Below are 21,150 nucleotides of genomic sequence, written 5' to 3'. Positions count from 1 at the left end.
TTGGTCCGCTGTCGAAGATGCTGGCTATCGGGCCAGTGAGTTTTCCGGTCGTCCGGTCGGTGTTTTTATGGGGGTATCCACCTCTGACTATAAGGACGCCTGGCTCCAACATGCGGTCTCTGATCAAGAACTGGACGGCCCTTTACTCGTTTCCCATTTTGTAGTTGCTAATCGCATCTCCTATGCGTTGGATTTACACGGTCCCAGTGAGCCCATCGATACCGCCTGTTCGTCCTCTTTAATTGCTATTCATCGCGCCATTGGGGCCATGCGGATGGGCCATTGTGAGTCCGCCTTAGTGGGCGGCGTCAATCTGATCTTGACCCCAAATATCACCATCGCCGCCAGTCGCGCTGGTGTGCTTAGTGAGGATGGTCGCTGCAAGACCTTTGATAAAAGCGCCGATGGCTATGGACGGGGTGAAGGGGTGGCCGCGCTATGGCTAAAGCCCCTCGATCAGGCCTTGGCAGACGGTGACCATATTTATTGTTTAATTCGCAGCAGTGCCGAAAACCATGGCGGCAAAGCGGCCTCTCCCACAGCCCCCAATCCGGTGGCTCAACAGGCGTTGCTCGTCGATGCCTACACCCGGGCGGGGATTGATCCAAGCACCGTGGGATACATCGAAGCCCATGGCACCGGGACGGCCATGGGCGATGCCGTTGAGATCGACGGATTAAAAGCGGCCTTTGCCGAGTTGTATCAACGACAGGGCATTAACGTCGGTGAACCCCATTGCGGATTAGGGTCGGTCAAGGCCAATATTGGCCATTTGGAGGCGGCGGCGGGGATGGCCGGGGTGATGAAGGTGATCCAAATGCTGCGACATCAAAAGATTCCGGGTAACCCCCACTTGAAAGAGCCCAATCCCTATCTGGGACTTCAGAAAACGCCCTTTTATTTGGCCGATGAAACCCAGAATTGGTCAGCACCGCGCGATGCCCATGGGCAGGAACTGCCCCGTCGGGCGGGTGTGAGCAGCTTCGGCATTGGGGGGGCCAATGCCCACGTAGTCTTAGAAGCCTATGGCCATGGGCAACCAGCGATCGCTGGCCCGGAACCACCTGCGGATCATCCCCAGGTGATGGTTTTATCCGCCAGGAATATGAGCTGTCTTAAGGGATACGCCGAGAAACTGCTGGCCTTTTTGACGCAGACCGCTGGCAGTAAGTCTTCCAGACTGAGAAATGTTGCCTGGACGCTACAAACTGGGCGGGAGGCTATGGCAGAGCGGTTGGGTTTCGTGGCCGCTGACCTGAACGAGACCGTTGAGAAGCTCACATCATTTTTGGCAGGTGAAAAGGCAGAGACCTATTACCATAGTCGAGTTCATCGGGGGGGCGCAAACCGGCAGCCTGGCCCCAAGGACACCCCTGAAAGCTGGCTGGCTGCCTGGATGGAGGGGGCCGACCCCGACTGGTCACAACTCCACGGAGACATTACGCCGGAACGCATCAGCTTACCCACCTATCCATTCGATCGGAAACGATTCTGGTTCGCTAAGAAAAATGAGGGCGGAAATAAATCAGTAGCTGACAACGGTGTGCAGCCACTAACGCAGCTGCAGGACATTACCCTCTCCCCACCATCATCTGAAACGGTCTTTAGTCAGAATCTGCCATCGATCGTCAAAACTGAGCTATCTGAAGTGGCCCAACCCAGTGTGAACCCTCAGCTCAAATTAGCCTCGCCGTCAGGCTCAATCGAGTCAATTGTTGATGTGCTTGTGGATATGTTAGCCGAGATTCTCTACATGGGTGTGAGCGATGTTTCGACCGATGAGTCGTTTACAAATATGGGCCTGGATTCGGTGATCGGTGTCGAGTGGATTCAGGCAGTCAATCGACGTTTTGACGTTAAGATTCCGGCTACTAAAGTCTACGACTATCCCAATATTCTTGCTTTCGCTAACTTTCTTGCCGACACCCTGGAGCAGCAGTCCCCTCCGCAAAATCAAGAAAAGGAGTCTGCACCTGCAAAATCAACTTCTTTGGACGAAGTTCTTCAGCACGTTCAGCGTGGTGAATTGGAGGTCTCAGAAGCTGAACGCCTGATTGAAAAACTTGACCTGGCCGCATTAGAACTTGTTAAACCATGAGCTTGAAACACATCCTACAGTCCCTGCAAGATGGTGATCTCAGCCTGGAAGAGGCTCGACGTGACATACGCGCCAACAGCAACACTGAGGAATCGAATGGCCACCTAAAGGGTAATCAATCAGAGGCATTGGGTTCCCCGGATGTGTTACAGGAAAGCCTGCGAGAAAGTCTCGCTGCTGCCCTCTACATGGACAAGGAGGATGTGGACCTTGATGAGCCCTTTAGTGAAATGGGGCTTGACTCAATTGTCAATGTGGAATGGATTCAAACGGTCAACCAACAATATGGGCTTAAGATTCCAGCAACTCGGACCTACGATTACCCAACCATTGTTCAATTCGCAGATTACCTGGGCACGGAACTTCAAGGAAAGCTCCCGACCCAGTTGCACACTTTCACCTCTGCGATCGCATCATCAGCTGATACTGTTGTTACTTCGCAGGCAATACAACCAACACGGCACTTCGATGAGCAGACTCAACAGCCCCTCACTCAGACCGAAAATCACCCCCCTGTAGCTGAAGGTATTGCCATTGTTGGGATGTCCGGAAGGTATCCAGGTGCCGCCGATCTTCAACAGTTTTGGGACAATCTGAAACAGGGTCGAAACTCTGTGGCAGAGATCCCGAAGGATCGCTGGGACGTAAACGAGTATTACGATCCCGATCCCGCCAAACCTGGCAAGATTTATTGCAAATGGCTGGGTGTTTTAGAGGATATTGATTGCTTTGACACGTCGTTTTTCATGATTCCGCCCGCCGAGGCAGAACTGATGGACCCACAGCATCGGATTTTTCTTGAGGAGGCCTACAGGGCGTTCGAAGATGCTGGCTACAGTCCTCAGGTGCTGGATGGCAAAAAGTGCGGTGTCTATATGGGAATCATGAACAGCGAGTACGTCCACTTGCTGTCTCAGCAACAGGTTGGAGGGCTGAACACGGGCAACAGTTATTCCATTGCCGCTGCCCGGATACCGTATCATTTGAATCTAAAAGGACCGGCGATCCCTATTGACACCGCCTGTTCGTCATCTCTGGTGGCCGTCCATTTGGCTTGTCAGGCGTTGCGTAGCGGTGAGATTGACATGGCCCTGGTAGGTGGTGTCACCCTTTACCTAACACCAGCGTCTTACGTTGGCATGTGCGCGGCGGGAATGCTGTCTCCGGATGGTCAGTGCAAGTCGTTTGATACTTCGGCCAACGGTTTTGTTCCCGGTGAAGGGGCGGGGCTTGTGGTATTAAAGCGGCTTGAAGACGCAGAGCGCGATGGCGATGGTATCCATGGCGTGATCATTGGTTCAGGCATTAATCAGGATGGCCGCACCAACGGCATTACTGCCCCCAGTGTTCAGAGCCAGATCGAACTGGAACGCACTGTTTATGATCGGTTTCAAATCGATCCAGCCACAATTAGCTATGTAGAGACCCATGGCACCGGTACCCAATTGGGGGATCCGATCGAATTCGAAGCCCTAACCAAAGTGTTTCATGAAAAGACTGATCAACAACATTATTGCGCTCTAGGATCGGTCAAAAGCAACATAGGTCATACCTCGGCGGCGGCGGGCATGGCCGGTATTCACAAGGTGTTATTGTCGCTGAAACACCAGCAACTGGTGCCTAGTTTGCACTTCAAGCATCCCAATGCGCACTGTGATTTTGAGAATTCTCCCTTCTATGTAAACACAGAGTTGAAAGATTGGAGCGCGCTTGCAGATCATCCCAGACGGGTTGCGGTGAGTTCATTCGGCTTCAGCGGCACCAACGCCCACGTTGTGATCGAAGAATACGTTCAGGCTAGTCCCTCTCCTAAATCATCAGATGTTAGCTTGCCAACTCCCGTGGTCCTGTCGGCGAGGGATGAAGATCGTCTGCGTGATGTGGTGGAAAATCTCCGCGCTTTTTTGACGTCGGGCTCGCAAACGCTACCTTCTTTAAAAGATTTTGCCCATACCCTGCAAGTTGGGCGTGAAGCCATGCAAGAGCGTTTGGCATGGGTGGTGTCATCCCTTGACGAGTTGATTGAGAAGCTGACCCAGTTTCTTGAAAATGAGGCTGCAGGGTCGAGGACATTTCGCGGTCGAGTTCAGCGCCAGCGTGGTCGACTGGCATTGTTTCAACCTGACCAGGAGACGCTCCAGCGCATTGAGGCGCAATCAAACGTTGGTGATTATTCGTTGTTGCTGGAACTTTGGGTGACGGGGCTCGTATTTGATTGGGACCTCATTTGGCCGCAACCCAAACAGTGTCGACATGTCAGTTTACCGACCTATCCATTTGCCAAGGAAAGGTATTGGGTGCCAGCATCTCCAGAGCCAACTGCAAGCGTTCATGCTGGGAGCCGTCCATTGATAGGTGATGGGACACCCCCGCCTGCAACGATTTTGGCTAAGCCACCTCGCCTGGTGGCCTTGGGCGATCCAACCATCATGCCTAGTGCGTTTCCTGCCCCGGCTGTAGCCAAGGTACCAAGGCTGTTGCATCCACCCATGAACTGGTGGATGCAGCAGCAGTCGTTCAAGGAGCCGTCGCTATTCAGTGTGAATACAGAGGAGCACGGAGACGGTGTGGTGTCGGTTCTAATCGATAGCCACGACGGTTGTAATCAATTGACCCAGGCATTGCTCGATGAATTGGCACAAGCATTAGCGATCGCATGTGACCGGGCAGATGTAAATGTAGTATTGCTGCGGGGCAATGACGATGGCTTCTTGACCAGTGCCCCCTCGGCGGCAGTTTCGCCCTTTGACCAACAACTTAGTCGGTTGACGCTCGATCAGCAGGTACCGATCATCGCGGTCATGAAGGGCTCAGCCTCTGGGGCAGGATTAATGGTAGGAGCACTTTGCGACTTGATGATCTGCGGTGAGGAGAGCGAATTGCGATTGTTGGAGTCCGGTGCCGAAGCATCCGTCTCCCAAGCAGCTATGGATTTTCTAACAGAGCGCTTCGGTGCTGCGATCGCTAAGGCCCTGATTCAACCCAGCAATCGTTCCACAGGTGGCGAACTGTACGACCTTGGTATTGGCTGCCTGGTATTGCCTCGTCATGACATTGATGAGTTTGCATTGGATCTTGCCCATCGAATGGCAGGTGCCCCGCGCCAATCTCTAACCTTGTTGAAGCGGCATCTCTCCCGCCCCATTGCAGCTACATTTTATCGAACGGTCACTGCCATAACGAGGGTAGAAGATGCTGATTTACCCTTAGACTCTGAAGCGTCCGAAGCACTGTTGCAGTCGGCATTCAAGGCAACCGCAACAACCGAGATGGCAGCCCCTGAAATCGTGAATCTTCAGTCCAAGGTTGTCAAATTAGAGATTTTTTCCGATGGCGTGGCTGTCCTGACGATGGATGACAGAGACAGCAAGAATACATTTACCGAAGCGCTTGCCCAAGGTCTTACTGAGGCCTTTGCATGGGTTGAAAAGACTTTCTCAATCAAGGTGGTTGTGCTGACCGGGTATGGCCATTACTTTGCTTGTGGTGGCACGCGTGAGGCGCTGCTGGCAATTCAGGCAGGACGGGCGCGTTTCACTGACTCACGGGTTACCAGCCTACCGCTGGAATGCAACATTCCGGTGATTGCCGCGATGCAAGGCCATGGTATCGGTGCTGGATGGGCGCTGGGGATGTTCTGCGATGGGGCCGTGTTTAGCGCTGAAAGTGTTTATCACAGTCCCTACATGCAATATGGATTTACGCCCGGTGCCGGTTCAACCCTGATTATCCCGCATCAGTTCGGGCATGATCTCGGGGGGGAAATACTGTTTGGTGCTAGGGAATTTAAAGGCCATGAGTTGAAGCGTCGCGGTATTACCATGCCTGTGCTTCCACGTTCAGACGTGTTGGCGGGTGCTATGGCGGCGGCGCATCATCTAGCGTCTGCTTCCCGCCAAACATTGATGGACTGGAAGCAGACGCGCGTTCGTGTATTGAGGCAACGCCTGGAATCGATCTACGCCGCAGAACTTGCCATGCATGAGCAAACCTTTGTGGGGAGCCAGGAGGTGCGCGCAAGAATTGAGACCTTGTATGGTGGTCCATCCACCGCCATGGCAACCCAAATGGAGCAGACTGAGGCACAGTCTGACTACCAGGCTGCCGAAACCTCTGCAATGGGTGACGAGGTCTTACGCAGCGAAATCTTACGCACCATTGTTCATACCCTACGCGAAACCCTGGCCGCCGAATTGCACATGGCATTAGGCAAGATAAAAAATGACGTAGCGTTCATTGAAATGGGGCTTGACTCTATCAACAGTGTGACCTGGATGCGCGAAGTCAATCAGCGTTATGGACTGTCCATCCCCGCCACGGAGATTTACAACCACCCCACAATCAATGAACTGGCAAGATATGTGCGGCATGAGGGTAACAAGCTCGGGCTCTTCTTGCCGGATAACAGATTGCCGGATAACAGATTGCCGGATAACAGATTGCCGGATAACAGGCATCTGCCCCATCCCCAGCCCTCTGCGGTTAGCACTGCCACTGTTGAAACTCCTCGGGTATCTGCGGATACCGAACAAATGGGTGGGTTCGAAACAACGACGCGATCTCAAACAGTGTCCCGAGACCGTGAGCTAACGCGTCACGACATCGCGGTGATTGGCATGGCCGGTCAGTTTCCAATGGCCCGCGACATCACTACATTTTGGAATAACTTGCTCGAAGGTAAAGACTGTATCTCGGAGGTGCCGCCGACTCGTTGGCCGCTTGAGTCTTATTACGACCTCAACCCAGAGGTACCCGGAAAAACCTATTCCAAATGGATGGGCATGTTGGAAGACGTGGACAAGTTTGATCCACTCTTCTTTAACATTTCTCCCATGGAAGCGGAGGCAATGGATCCACAGCAACGTCTCTTCCTGCAAAGCTGTTGGAGTTGCATCGAAGATGCCGGTTACGATCCGTTAAAGTTGGCGGGCAGCAAGTGTGGAGTCTTTGCGGGGTGTGGACCTGGCGACTATGGTCTGGGTTTCGAGGGCGCAGAAAGGGACGCGTCTACTCTGATGGGTGGATCCATGTCGATTCTGGCGGCCCGCATTTCCTATGTGTTGAATTTGCAGGGGCCTTGCGTGGCCATGGATACGGCCTGTTCGTCATCGCTGGTTGCCATTGCATCAGCCTGCGATAGTCTGACCCTTGGAAACAGCGATCTTGCCTTTGCGGGCGGTGTTTCCATCATGGCTGGACCTATGATGCACATTATGACCAGCAAGGCTGGCATGCTCTCGCCGGACGGACGCTGTTTCACCTTTGATCAGCGGGCCAACGGCTTTGTGCCGGGTGAAGGAGTCGGCGTTATTCTGTTGAAACGTCTGGAGGACGCCGAAAGGGACGGGGACCGCATCGACGGTGTGATCCGGGGTTGGGGTGTGAACCAGGACGGAAAAACTAATGGAATCACTGCGCCCAATGGCGATGCCCAAACCAGGTTGGAAAAGTACGTTTACGATCGCTTTGGACTCAATCCCGACAGTATTCAAATGGTCGAAGCCCATGGTACCGGGACGAAACTGGGCGACCCGATTGAAGTGGCGGGTTTGAAAAAGTCTTTCCAAGACTACACGAGTCGCAAGCGTTATTGTGCTCTCGGCTCGGTTAAAAGCAACGTTGGTCATCTACTTGCAGCAGCGGGTATTGCTGGTGCGATCAAATCGATACTGGCTTTGAAATACCGAAAACTCCCTCCGACCATACATTTCGAAGCACTTAATGAGCACATCGATCTGGAAAATTCTCCGTTTTACGTGAATACCTCCTGTCGGAATTGGGAGATTAAGGACGGTGAAGTGCGTCGCGCTGCGGTGAGCGGGTTTGGATTCAGCGGCACGAATGCTCATGTGGTGTTCGAAGAGTATGTGCCGTCTTTCCAAAAGGACACGACCAACGCACCCCTGGCACCAGCTGTCATTCTGCTATCAGCCAAGAATCGCGATCGGCTCAGGGCAATCGGCGAGGATTTACTTCACTACATGGACAGCCAATTCAAGGCGTCCGGGTGCAGTTTGCACGACCTGGCGTATACGCTCCAAATCGGTCGTGCTGCGATGACTGAACGTTTAGCCTTCGTTGCCAAATCAGAGGCGGCGCTGAAGACAATGCTTCAACGCTACCTTGCCGGAGACGATGTGGTTGGGCTTTTCCGAGGGCATCTGCAACGTGATCAGGATGCGTTGTCACGGCTTGCTGCCGACGGTGCCATGCAAGAATTGGTCGCAAAATGGATGGCACAGGAGGATTATGCCAAACTGATGGAACTCTGGGTCGATGGCCTTGACATCGATTGGCAATGCCTACACACAGGGAAACAGCGACGCCGTGTTTCCCTGCCGACCTATCCCTTTGCACGGGAGCATTATTGGCGGCAGCTTACTGTTGCCATGCCAGGGGATGAAACCGTTAGCACCTCAAGGGTGCTCCCTATACTTGCAAGCTCAGGGCTGACTCCTTCTCTGGCCTCTTCGACGTTGTTGTGTCGGCCAGTGTGGAAAGCGGCGGCGGTTTCTGTCGATGAGCATACTACTGAAAACACTACTGAACCCTTTATCCGCCATGTGATTCTGCTGTGTGGCAGTTTTGAGTCCCAGGCGGCGGCTATTGAGTCTGGTTTACCGGGGGCGCGTTGCACTGTTTTACACTGTGATGCGACTGACATTGCGGTCCGCTTTGGGGATGTCAGTTGCCAGGTGTTTGAAACCATCAAGGCCCTACTGCTTGAAAAAGCTGAGGGTAAAACCTTGGTCCAGGTGCTGATTGACAGCCAGGGTGAGGGGCAGATTTTGGCCGGTCTTGCAGGACTGCTGCAAACGGCGACCCTTGAAAATCCTGCCATGTTTGGTCAGGTGATCGAATTACAGCCAGATGGCGATCCGGTGACCACCTTGTTGGAAAATCATGCGCAAGCAGAGGATGTACGGATCCGCTATGTCGATGGCAACCGCATGGTGCTCACCTTCGAAGAGCTGACTGATGTGTCTGAGGAGCCATCACGATGTTGGCAGGATGAGGGCGTTTACCTAATTACTGGCGGTGCTGGAGAACTGGCCGCGTTGTTTGCTGAGGAAATTGTTTCCAGGGTTGCGACTCCCAATATCATTCTGATCGGTCGGTCGGTGCTCAATGATCCAATGCAAGCTCGGTTGGACCGGCTGGCAACTGCAGGTGCCCGTGTGGACTATCGGCAGGTTGATGTGGCAGACGAGACTGCCGTAACAGACTTAATGACAAGCATTCGACGTGATTTTGGACGGTTGGATGGCGTGTTGCATGCCGCTGGCATGATTCGTGACAACTTTTTAACGAAAAAAACAACTGCCGAATTCAAAGCTGTTTTGACAGCCAAAGTGAAGGGGACCGTGCTGTTGGAGCGCGCTTCCCGAGAGTTAGCTCCCAAGCTGATTGTTCTTTTCTCGTCTTGCTCTGGGATAACCGGTAACCTGGGTCAGGCAGACTATGCTGCTGCTAATGCCTTTATGGATGCGTTTGCCCATGGGCATGGGCTCCAGCATGGAGCGAATGCTCGCCCGACCCGGATCGTTTCTGTCAATTGGCCCCTCTGGAATTCCGGGGGGATGAGGGTGGATGATGCCACTTTGGCAGCCATGCATGAAAGGACGGGGTCTATCCCTTTGGAGAGCGACGCGGGTCTGAAAGCCTTTTATCAAATAATTGCCAGTGGACTTACCCAGGTCATGATTCTGTCCGGAGAAACAAAACGTCTCCGTCAGGTCATCTTGTCAGGGAATTCAAAACAGTCCGCCAATGATGTCCTGGAATCAGCGGCGGCTGTGGACGAACAGGAACTTTGCGATCGCACATTAGATCAGGTGAAATCTCTGCTGGGTGAAACCATCAATCTTGCTAAAGACCGGATTGACGACTATGAACCGCTTGAAAGTTACGGCATCGATTCAATTCTGGTGACCCAACTCAACCTGAAACTGGGGCGTGTTTTCCCAGAGGTTTCCCAGACCTTACTCTTTGAGATCCGTAATCTGCGGGATCTTACCGATCATTTAGTCGATACGTTTCGCCTGGACTGTATCCGCTGGACAGGTTTGGACACGGTAATGGCACCTGTGACTCGACCAACCACAACCCGTAATGCCAAGGACGTCGGACCTTCGGCTGAGGATGTGAACCGAGTCGGCAACAACGCAGATTCCTCACTTGTAGGCAATGGCCCCCGTCAGTCGATTCAGGAGCCGATCGCCATCATTGGCATCAGCGGTCGTTATCCCCAAGCTGATTCCCTTGACACTTATTGGGAGAACTTGAAAACCGGCAAAGACTGTATCACTGAAATTCCCGAGGAACGCTGGTCCCTGGACGGGTTTTACCATCCGGATCCACAGCAGGCGGTGGCCCAGGGCCTGAGCTACAGCAAATGGGGGGGATTTTTAAACGGGTTCGCCGACTTCGATCCGCTGTTCTTCAACATCTCGCCCCTCGAAGCAATGGGCATAGATCCCCAGGAACGTCTATTTTTGCAGGCTGCCTGGGAGGCGGTCGAATCGGCAGGGTACTCACGAGCAAGACTGGCCCAGACCGTGGATGGCAATGTTGGTGTGTTTGCTGGCATTACCAAGACAGGATTTGATCGATATGCACGGGATTGGGCAAACCAGGGGGAAACCGCAGTGCCCAATACATCGTTCGGTTCAGTTGCCAATCGCGTCTCGTATTTGCTGAATCTCCACGGCCCCAGTATGCCGATCGACACGATGTGTTCCTCCTCTCTGACTGCCATCCATGAGGCCTGTCAGCACTTGCGTCAGGGGGATTGTGCCATGGCTCTGGCAGGTGGCGTTAATCTGTATCTCCATCCGTCCTCCTACGTGGGTCTATGTGCCCAATATATGCTGTCTAAAACTGGGCAATGTCGAAGTTTTGGAGACGGCAGCAATGGTTTTGTTCCAGGCGAAGGCGTCGGCGTAGTATTGTTGAAACCCTTGTCTGATGCTCTAGCGGACGGCGATCCTATTCATGCCGTCATTCGGGCCACCCAGGTTAATCATGGCGGTAAGACCAATGGCTATACCGTCCCCAACCCCAAAGCCCAAAGCGAGCTGATCAGACAGGCGCTGGACAATGCTGGTATTGATGCTCGCAGCGTCAGTTATGTGGAGGCCCATGGCACGGGTACGGAGTTGGGCGATCCCATTGAGGTGAGCGGCCTGACCCAGGCGTTTCAAACGGATACTACAGACACCGGTTACTGTGCCTTGGGTTCGGTTAAGTCAAACATCGGTCACTTGGAGGCCGCTGCCGGGATTGCAGCGTTAACCAAGGTGGTTCTGCAGATGCGGCACGGCGAACTGACGCCCAGTTTGCATGCAGAAACCTTGAATCCTAAGATCCCATTTCCAAAGACCCCGTTTAAGGTGCAGGTGCATCCGGAGCCATGGGAACGGCCCCGGTTAAGGCTCGATGGTCCATTGAAAGAATATCCCTATGTGGCTGGCATCTCGTCGTTTGGAGCGGGTGGTTCTAACGCCCACGTGATCCTGGCTGAGCCTCCCAGTAGAATTGCGATCGCTAACGACGACAACAACGATCCTGTGATCATCGTCCTTTCTGCCAAAACGGAGGACAGTCTCTCCGCCTATGTCGAAAAGTTGTTGCACTTTTTGAGTCGGGCTGATGCTTCTGCGTCTCCGGCGTTACGCGATATCGCCTTCACTCTGCAAACGGGACGTGATGCCATGGAGGAGCGGGTTGGTTTTATTGCCCGCACCAGGCACGAGCTGATCGAAAAGCTCCAGGGCTTTCTTGCCGTCGGGCCAGATCAGGTTAAGGACTGCGTGCGTGACTGTGTCGCTCGCGGTCACGATAGTTTGACACGACTGGCCCATGACGAGGACGCCCAGGCGATGATCCGAGCTTGGCACAGCAAGCGAAAGCTGTCTAAACTTCTGGATTTGTGGGTCAAGGGGATGCCCATAGACTGGGAGCAGCTCTATGGGCATCCCCGTCCAAACCGGGTCGTATTGCCCACCTATCCATTTCAGCAGGAACCCTATTGGATTCGCGTGGGTGTCTCCAAAGCTAATGAACGACAGAGTGTGCAGCCCCTGCATCCCCTGCTTCACCAGAATACGTCGGACCTGGATGGATTACGCTTCAGTTCAGTGTTCTTAGCCGACGCGCCCTATGTCGCAGACCATGTTGTGGGCGGTCAAAAGCTCCTGCCGGGCGTAGCCTGTTTGGAAATGGCACGGGCGGCGGTGGAGCAGATCAGCGGCCCATGTGAAGGTTTGTCAGTTCGGTCGATCAACCATGTTGTTTGGGCTCGACCAATTGTTGTGGCGGAGCGTCCACAAACTTTTCATGTCGGCCTTTTGGACGAAGGGGAGGGCAAGGTACGGTTCGAAATCTATTCGTCATTGGCGGATGATTCTCCTGTGCTGCATGGCCAGGGGGTTGCAATGCTCCAGGCTGTGAAGATGGAATCTGAGACGCCTGTGCTGGACTTGGATAGGCTCAAGGCGGAAGTTGTTAACGCGCCGCGATTCGATGCCGCCCAGTGCTATGCCACATTCCAATCCATGGGGGTGAATTACGGACCATCCCATCAAAGCCTGGTGGAACTGTTTGCTGACAGCAAGCATGTGTTGGCACGACTGCAACTGCCTGATGCGGCATTAGCAACCAGCGACGCCTATCTACTGCATCCCAGTCTCTTAGACGGCGCGCTCCAGGCGGCGATTGGCTTGGCACTACAGGGGGGGCAGACGGTTGTCGCTGACAACCTGGTGGCAACCGTACCGTTTGCCCTGGATGAATTGCAGATCTTCGCCCCATGGGTGAACGACATGTGGGTCTGGATTCAGGTGAGTGAAGCGACATCCCCGTCAGCAGGAGGGCAGAAACTTGATTTCGAGCTGTGCGATGCCCATGGGCAGGTGTGCATTCGCATGAAAGGATTCACATTTCGCCCATTACCATCCGGTTCTTCTCACCCAGACGCAGCGAGTAACCTGCTGCTTGCCTATCCTGAATGGCGCGAGCAATCCGTTATGGCTGCGGATCCCTCACCTAATTTTGAGCACCGTCATCTCCTGGTCTATGGCGTTGATGGGCTATCCGACGACGTTGTTCACGCTAAGTTACCAGGGGTTACATGGCAACAGTTGCCGTTTGACCAAGACGATGTCGCAGCTGCTTTTGCAGGGGTCTCTACGCAAGTCTTTCGTTTAACGCAGGAGTTGTTGGCTAAGAAACCCACCCGTAGGGTGCTAGTGCAAATCTTGATTCCGTCCAAAGGGACAGGCAATCTGTTCAGTGGACTCGCGGGCTTGCTGCACACGGCTCGGTTAGAGAATCCCCTGTTTGCGGGTCAAGTGATTGAGGTCGATGTTCGAACATCGGCAGACACGTTGGTGCAGATTTTGGCTGAGAATGCCACTGGTCTGGAGGATGTCAGGATCCGATATGAGCGGGGTGTCCGGCAGACGATACATTGGTGCGAATTTGCATCGCCGATGCCGACAAAGCTATCGACTGTACCCTGGAAATCTGGAGGTGTTTATTGGATCACGGGGGGCATGGGCGGTCTGGGACGCCTCTTTGCCAAATATATTGCCACCGAAACGCAGGATGTCACGCTGATATTGACAGGCCGATCAGCCTTGGCTGCCGAGCAACGAGAATGGCTTGAAATCTTGAATGCCAATGGTGCCCGTGTGGACTATCGGCAGGCCGACATCAGCCTGGAAGCAGACGTTGAACGCCTGGCCCAGGAGATCGTCAGGGATTATGTAAAAATCGACGGTATTCTTCACGCGGCAGGGGTTTTACAGGACGCGTTCATACTTCAGAAACCGGTTGATGAGTTTCAAGAAGTCCTGTCCCCTAAGGTTGCCGGAGCCTGGAATCTGGATCGGGCAACGAGGCAACTGGATCTGGATTTCTTTGCTCTGTTTGCAGCGGGTGCGGGATTACTCGGCAATCCGGGCCAAAGTGATTATGCAACGGCCAACGCATTTTTAGACGCCTTTGCCCATTTCCGCAACGGGCGTGTTGAGCGCGGTGAGCGGAGTGGACGTACCGTCAGCATCGATTGGCCACTTTGGCAGGACGGTGGCATGAAGATGGCCGCCGCCGCCCAAGCGACGATGACAGATAAGCTGGGATTAACTTCCATGGCATCTGTGGTCGGACTGGAGGCGTTTGAATGCATATTGGCATCGGGCAAAGGCCAGATGATGCCATTAACAGGCGACCTGTCACGGTTGCGATCGCTGCTTAAAGTTTCTGTTGAACCCGACAGGACCTTGGTTGAGGTTGACCATGGGTCGACAGCCAGGGTCGATGAATATTCTGAGCCAGAAGCGGTAGCCATCGATTACTTAAGACAATTGATTACCTCCGCACTCCATATACCGCCCCATCGCTTACGTCCGGATGAGTCATTTTCACAATTTGGCATTGATTCGATTGTGGTGATGAACCTGACCAATCAACTGGAGGAAACCTTCGGATCATTACCAAAGACACTCTTTTTCGAATATGACAACATTGGTTCGCTGGCACGATATTTTGTTGAAACCCATAGGGCAAAACTGACATCGGTCATTCGCGGAGACCGAATGGCAAAGGGCAGGACACAGGCGGCAACTACCGAGCCGTTGACAGCACTGACAACAACCGTCCCCATAGCGAACAGTATGTTGCGAACTCGACGGCATCGCTCCGCTGTGCAGGACACTAAACCTCAGGAAGCTCTTTCAAGCCGTGCCCTTGACATCGCTATTATTGGGTTGTCCGGGCGTTATCCCATGGCAGCCGATTTGAAAGCGTTCTGGGCCAATCTGCGGGACGGTCGCGATTGCATCACAGAAGTACCGCCTGACCGTTGGAACTGGAGGGACTATTACTCTGACGAATCCGGTAATGGTGCTGGCCACAGCAGTAAGTGGGGAGGGTTCATCGACGATGTGGACAAGTTTGATCCCCAGTTTTTCAACATCTCGCCCAGGGTTGCTCCATTCATCGATCCGCAGGAACGGCTGATTCTAGAGGAGACCTGGAAGGCACTAGAGGATGCTGGATATCGTCCCCAGGATCTTCAAGCAAAGCTTGGTGAGGATACGGTTTCACCGGTCGGTGTCTATATCGGTTCGATGTATGGCGAATATCAGTTGCTGGGTGCAGAGTCGACGATGGTCGGTAAACCCGCAGCTTTTGCGGGCAATTTGGCCAGTATTGCCAATCGAGTCTCCTACGTCCTTAATCTCAACGGCCCCAGCATGATTGTGGACACGATGTGTTCCAGTTCACTCACTTGTGTGCACCTGGCTTGTCAGGATCTAAAGTCAGGTCGGACTGACCTGGGCATTGCTGGCGGGGTCAATCTCACCGTCCATCCCAATAAGTATCTGATGCTCAGTGGCGGTCAGTTTATTTCCACCCAGGGTCGATGCGAAAGCTTTGGCGAGGGCGGTGATGGTTATATCCCCAGTGAGGGTGTTGGCGTCGTATTGTTGAAACGTTTGGCTGATGCCCAGCGCGACGGAGACCACATTTACGGCGTGATCAAGGGCAGCGCTTTGAATCACGGTGGTCGCACCAACGGCTATAGCGTGCCGAACCCTAACGCGCAGAAGCGAGTGATTGTTCAAGCCCTAAACGAAGCGGGCATTGACCCCAGAGCCGTTAGCTACATTGAGGCCCATGGCACCGGAACTAAGCTTGGAGATCCAATTGAAATTGCAGGGTTGACCAAGGCATTTGGTCTGGAGCCTAACAATAGGCAATGTTGGATCGGGTCGGCAAAATCTAACATTGGCCATTGCGAGGCGGCGGCGGGTATTGCTGGCCTGACCAAGGTGTTATTGCAAATGCAGCATCAACAAATTGTGCCGTCGATTCACTCCAGTGTCCTGAATCCCCATATCGATTTTGCATCCACGCCCTTTGTCGTTAATCAGGAATTGCGCGATTGGCAGCCTGCCAATATTGACGGCAGGCCGATGAAGCGCATTGCTGGCATCTCATCTTTTGGTGCTGGCGGGTCTAATGCCCACCTGGTAATCGAAGAAGCCCCCAACGTATCCATTTCGCAACCGCTGGAGGATACCCCGAACGCGAATTTCAAGGCCGGTCAGCCTCCACGCGCCCTCATCTTGCTCTCGGCCAGAAGCGAGGAACAACTGCGCCAAGCGGCTCGCAACCTACGCGATTTTGTGACTGATCCATCACGCGCCTCCGATACTCAATTACATGACATCGCCTACACGCTACAGGTAGGACGGGAACCTATGACGGAGCGTTTAGGTTTCGTGGTGGATTCCATGGGGGAGTTACGGGACCAACTTGAGATGTTTCTCAATAGTGCTTTGCCCGTGGAGGGACAGCTTCGTGGCCGCGACGATCAGCAATTGTCGGATGGCTTCAAATCCTTGTCATCAAATTCGGATAGTAACGCCATGGTTGATCGCTTCGCTGGGGGGGGCGATGGGCAAGAAATCCTTCAACTTTGGGTTTGCGGACATGAATTTGACTGGACTAGACTCCACCGTGCCATCAGCCCAAGCCCCCGACGTATCAGCCTGCCGACGAGCCCTTTTACCCACCGTCGATATTGGGTTGAAAGACCCGGCACTCCATCTGGTGGTCCATGGCCAATGGCCGCCCAAGTCGCTATTCCACCGCGGACGGCACCATCACCAATGGCCGAGTTGACTGGACTTTCCCAACCATTGGCCACCCTTGATGGTATGGAGTCCCGCTTCATGACGGCGATGCCGAACAAGCCTAATCAACTCGTCGAATTGACGCCGTTATCGACTAATCCACAATTCTCCAGGAACGTTGTGTCCAGCGAGCAGTTGGCGACCGATGATGCCGAACCTATTAGACCGGCTGAATCTATCAGTGAGCCGGTCGCGGCACCACGTTCAGTGGCACCTCCATCGGAGCGTTCAGTGACTGAGCTTGAATCCCTCCAGAAAAAGCTGCTGACCAGTCTGGCTGAAACACTCTTTATGGGAGTGGATGAAATCGGGCTAGACAAGCCATTCATGGACTTGGGGCTTGATTCGATTGTGGCGGCGGAATGGATTCGGTATATCAACCAAGAGTTTGGTTTGGACATAGCGGCGGCAATCGTCTATGAGCATGGAACCCTTCGAAAGTTTACGGCATTCCTTGATAATGAAATAAGCGACCTGAGCCCTTCGGTGTCCCCGTCACCCGTACCGTTGGCCGAACCATTGCCAGTTACCAGCCGCGAGACACAGCCTATCGATGCAGCTGTTTTGGGGCAGCCCAGCGTGGTTCAGTCCCATGAATCAGAGACAGCGGCACCAGATTCTTTGGCGATCAACTCAGCGCATCATCGTTTGGAAACCTCCCATAAGCAGACGAGCGATATTGCCATTGTCGGCATGTCAGGGCGGTTTCCCGGTGGACCGGATCTGGATGCGTTCTGGCACCTGATTGAAAGGGGAGAAACTGCATTCTCTCCCCTTCCACGGGATCGAGATTGGGATTTGGAGGGGATTTATCACTCGACTCCGCACCCCAACAAAACCTACGTGCGCCGTGGAGGGTTTCTGCAGGGTATCGACTGCTTCGATCCATTGTTTTTTGAGATTTCGCCCAAAGAGGCGATGACGATGGATCCATGTGAACGTTTGTTTCTGGAGGAATCATGGCGGGCGATTGAGGATGCCGGTATTGACCCCAAGAGTCTTTCTGGGTGTCGATGGGGTGTGTTTTGCGGCAACGGCGGTGATTACTCGCTGCGGCTAAAAGAGGTCTTGGGATTCTCGCCCCATGTTACCCTCTCCCAGGTTCCAGCCCGAGTTGCACACTGTCTGGACTTGAATGGACCTTGCCAATCGGTGGATGCTGGCTGCGCCTCTTCCCTCCTGGCGATTGCACAAGCTTGCGATCAACTGGTGATGCACCGATGTGAAGCCGCGATCGCAGGCGGGGCATTGCTCCACTCAACCCCCAATCTTCTGATCAGTGCTTGTCAGATCGAGCTGCTTTCAGCGGCTGAGACCGGTCACGCATTGGACGCGCAGGCTAACGGCATGATGCCCGCTGAAGCAGTCAGTGTCGTTGTTTTGAAGCGGTTGGCCGACGCGTTAGCTGATGGGGACCGCATTCACGGTGTAATTGAGGGTTGGGGCAGTAACCATAATGGTAAGACAAATGGCATGGTTACCCCAAACGCAGATGCTGAGGTGGCTTTATTGGAAGACGTCTATACTCGCTTCGGCATTGATCCTCAAACCGTTACGCTCATGGAGGCTAATGCGTCCGGTATGCCGTTGGCGGACACAGTTGAGGCTCACGCTCTGACTCGTATTTTTGGAGGCGCTACTACGAAACGCCAGCAGCCTTGTGTTCTGGGGACGGTAGAAAATAATGTCGGGCATGCGTTTCATGCTTCGGGCATGAGCCACCTTATGAAGACGTTACTCGCGATGCGGTATCAGCGAATTCCAGGCACGCCAAACGTGCGAAGACCATCAGACTCATTAGACCTGGAGAATAGCCCCTTCTCGATTATCCAAGAAACCCTCCCTTGGGAGGTTGAACCTGGGCAGTTACGTAGAGCAGCCATCAATTCGTTTGGAGCCACTGGAACCAACGTGCATTTGGTACTTTCTGAATCTCCTGCGGCGACAGCGGCGGCAGAGCCAATTTCAGTTCGCAGTGGGCCTGTGCTGATTCCGTTGTCTGCTCGCACTGCTTCTGGCCTGCGGCAGCGATGTTGCGATCTTCAGCATTGGCTGGATTCATCCTCAGAGGGTCTGAACTGTGATTTGCAACGTCTCTCCGCAAACCTATTGATGTACCGGTCGCACTTTGAGGAACGCTGTGCCATTGTGGTCAGCGATGTTGCCACGTTGCGAACACAGTTATCTCGCATCGGCGATGGCCATCCGATCGAAAAGGGCTTTCTTGGCAGGGTGGACGCCTCCAGTCCTTTGAGTCCTGCCTTGTCCACACTTGCGGCTGCCACCATTAAAGGCCTCCAGGCACCGTTGCAACCAACGGAAGAAGACCTAATAGTCCTGGCGGATCTCTATACGAAAGGCGTTAACCTGGACATGTCAGCTTGTTTTACAGCGGCAGAGCAGGCTGTCTTGTCACTACCTGGATATCCATTTGAAAAACGTCGATGTTGGGTATCCGGCACCGGCTCAGGCGAAACATCCCAGGGTGTACAGAAGATTACAAAATCCAAGCCTACAGCTGAGATTGTTGAGCATCTAAAAGTTTTTGTGGGTGAGTTGACCGGCCTGTCACCGGATGAGATTGAGAGTGGAAAACCGCTTAGTGCCTACGGTGTGGACTCATTGATGGGCATGCGTTTACTAAATCGAATTAATGCCTTCTCTAGCGAGGACTTCGATGCATCACTTTTGCAGAATGGCAGCCTAGATGAAATGGCGGCGACAATTCAGACAGGATCTCAATGGAATGGTGACGAAGTACCCTCAAGCCTATCACCCTTGCGGACTTCGGGCATTGAGCGACCTTGCCCGGCATTTATTGAGCGGTTAGAGTTGGCGATTTCACCTGGAACGGACGTGATCAACACCGACAACGGTGAGGCCCAGTTAGAACATTTAATACAACATGGGGTCGGTGTCTGGTCAGTGAATGGACGGCTATGCTTCGAGTTCCTCAAGGGCACGCAAACGCGCGAGTCGGTTCAAAGTCTCTTGAGTCATCCTCGCTCACTGCTGTCGCTACTCACGGAAGGTGTTGGCTATTATCCGACCAGTCAAATGCAGCGATTTGCACTGGATGCCTCTGAAGTTCACGGGAAGACCGCTCTCAATATTGGCCAGGCATTTTGGATCGATAGTCCTGTCAATATGGAATTGCTCCGCCGGGCTTTCAACGAGATGACGCAACATCATGCCATTTTACGCACTGGCATTCGACGCGCAGGCGAGCAATGGGTTCAAGTTGTGTACGAGAGAAACGAAGTCGACTGTCAGGAAGAGCTTTGGCCTGATGTCGAAGATCAAACAACCTTCCTTGACGCTCTAGAGACATTTCAGCTAGAGCAGATTGGTGCAGGGTTTGATGCTGCTCAGACAACCTTGCTAGACCTGTTCGTGGTACATAACGGGAAGGATTTGGGGGCAATCTATTTCCAAACGCATCATTTTCATGCCGATGGATTCACGTTATTCCTCCTTCAGCAGGAACTGTATCAGCGGTATCGAGCTCTGGTGGAAGGAGCAGATTGGACACCTCCCACACTGCGGGCTGAATATGCGCACTTTTCGCTTTCTCTATTTGAGTCGGCTAATGCCGAGAATACGCAATTTTGGCAGGACTACCTGAACAGACAAGCCCATGGGCCAATGCTGCGGGACCGGGCGGAGTATTTAGAAAGCGTATCCCCGAAAGCTGGTGTCTTAACCATCGATACTTCAATAGACCTCTTGGACGTTGCCCGACGATTCAGGGTCACCCTGACACAAATGGTCGCCTGTGCGGTTGGCGTGCTCATGTACCGCCTGACGGGGCAAAATATGGTAGTGCAAATGGTTTACAATTTGCGCGATCGCTACGAGTTTGAGAATGTTTTCGGAGACTTTTCATCATCGGCACCCTTAACGCTGGATATCCAATCAACCATGACGCTCCGTGATGTCTTTGCATGCTATAGCCAGGCATCCTTGGAACTCCAGATGCACAAGCGGTTTGATTTCATGGATGTGATTGGTCAGTTGGGTAGCTCAGGAAAGTGGAGTGGTATCTCCATCGACAGCAATGATCGAGACGCCCTCTGTCAGGTAACGGACTTTGCCGAGCGAATGATTGACATGCCGCTGGAGGAGCGTGACCCTGTTGGCCCCTTGGTCGTATGTCTAGTGAAAACGGCAGGACAACTAACTCTGCAGCTTTTGTACGACAAAACCCTGTTGTCGTCTCACACCATCGAATTGTTTGGTGAAGCCATGCAAAACCTGCTGGTGAAGATGATAAACGAACCGGAGTTTCGGGTTCTAGATTTCCAACCCTCGCCCGAATTACTACAGAGATTAGACCTACAGCTTTAG

Annotated in this window: 2 protein-coding genes (1 of these 2 running past the window's edge); both read left to right on the top strand. The window is 53.4% G+C overall.

Going from position 1 to position 21,150, the window contains the following annotated elements; genetic code table 11:
* Positions 1–2,098: the 3' end of an SDR family NAD(P)-dependent oxidoreductase gene (locus DXZ20_RS19570; protein ID WP_163699979.1), read on the top strand. Its footprint begins 11,096 nt before the window's first position; 2,098 of the gene's 13,194 nt are visible here — the last part of the coding sequence; the start codon falls outside the window, past its left edge; the stop codon is at positions 2,096–2,098.
* On the top strand, positions 2,095–21,150 hold the full coding sequence (locus DXZ20_RS19565; protein ID WP_163699978.1) for an SDR family NAD(P)-dependent oxidoreductase: 19,056 nt from the start codon (positions 2,095–2,097) through the stop codon (positions 21,148–21,150). Before DXZ20_RS19570 ends, DXZ20_RS19565 begins: the two co-directional genes overlap by 4 nt.

Origin of the sequence: Adonisia turfae CCMR0081, from assembly GCF_011009555.1 — a bacterium.
Lineage (GTDB): Bacteria > Cyanobacteriota > Cyanobacteriia > Phormidesmidales > Phormidesmidaceae > Leptothoe > Leptothoe turfae.
The sequence above is the reverse complement of the archived record's forward strand: the minus strand, read 5'-3'. Positions and strand labels throughout refer to the sequence as shown.

Excerpts from the sequence above, each read along its gene's own strand:
- DXZ20_RS19565 (WP_163699978.1), top strand. The coding sequence starts at position 2,095 with ATGAGCTTGAAACACATCCTACAGTCCCTGCAAGATGGTGATCTCAGC.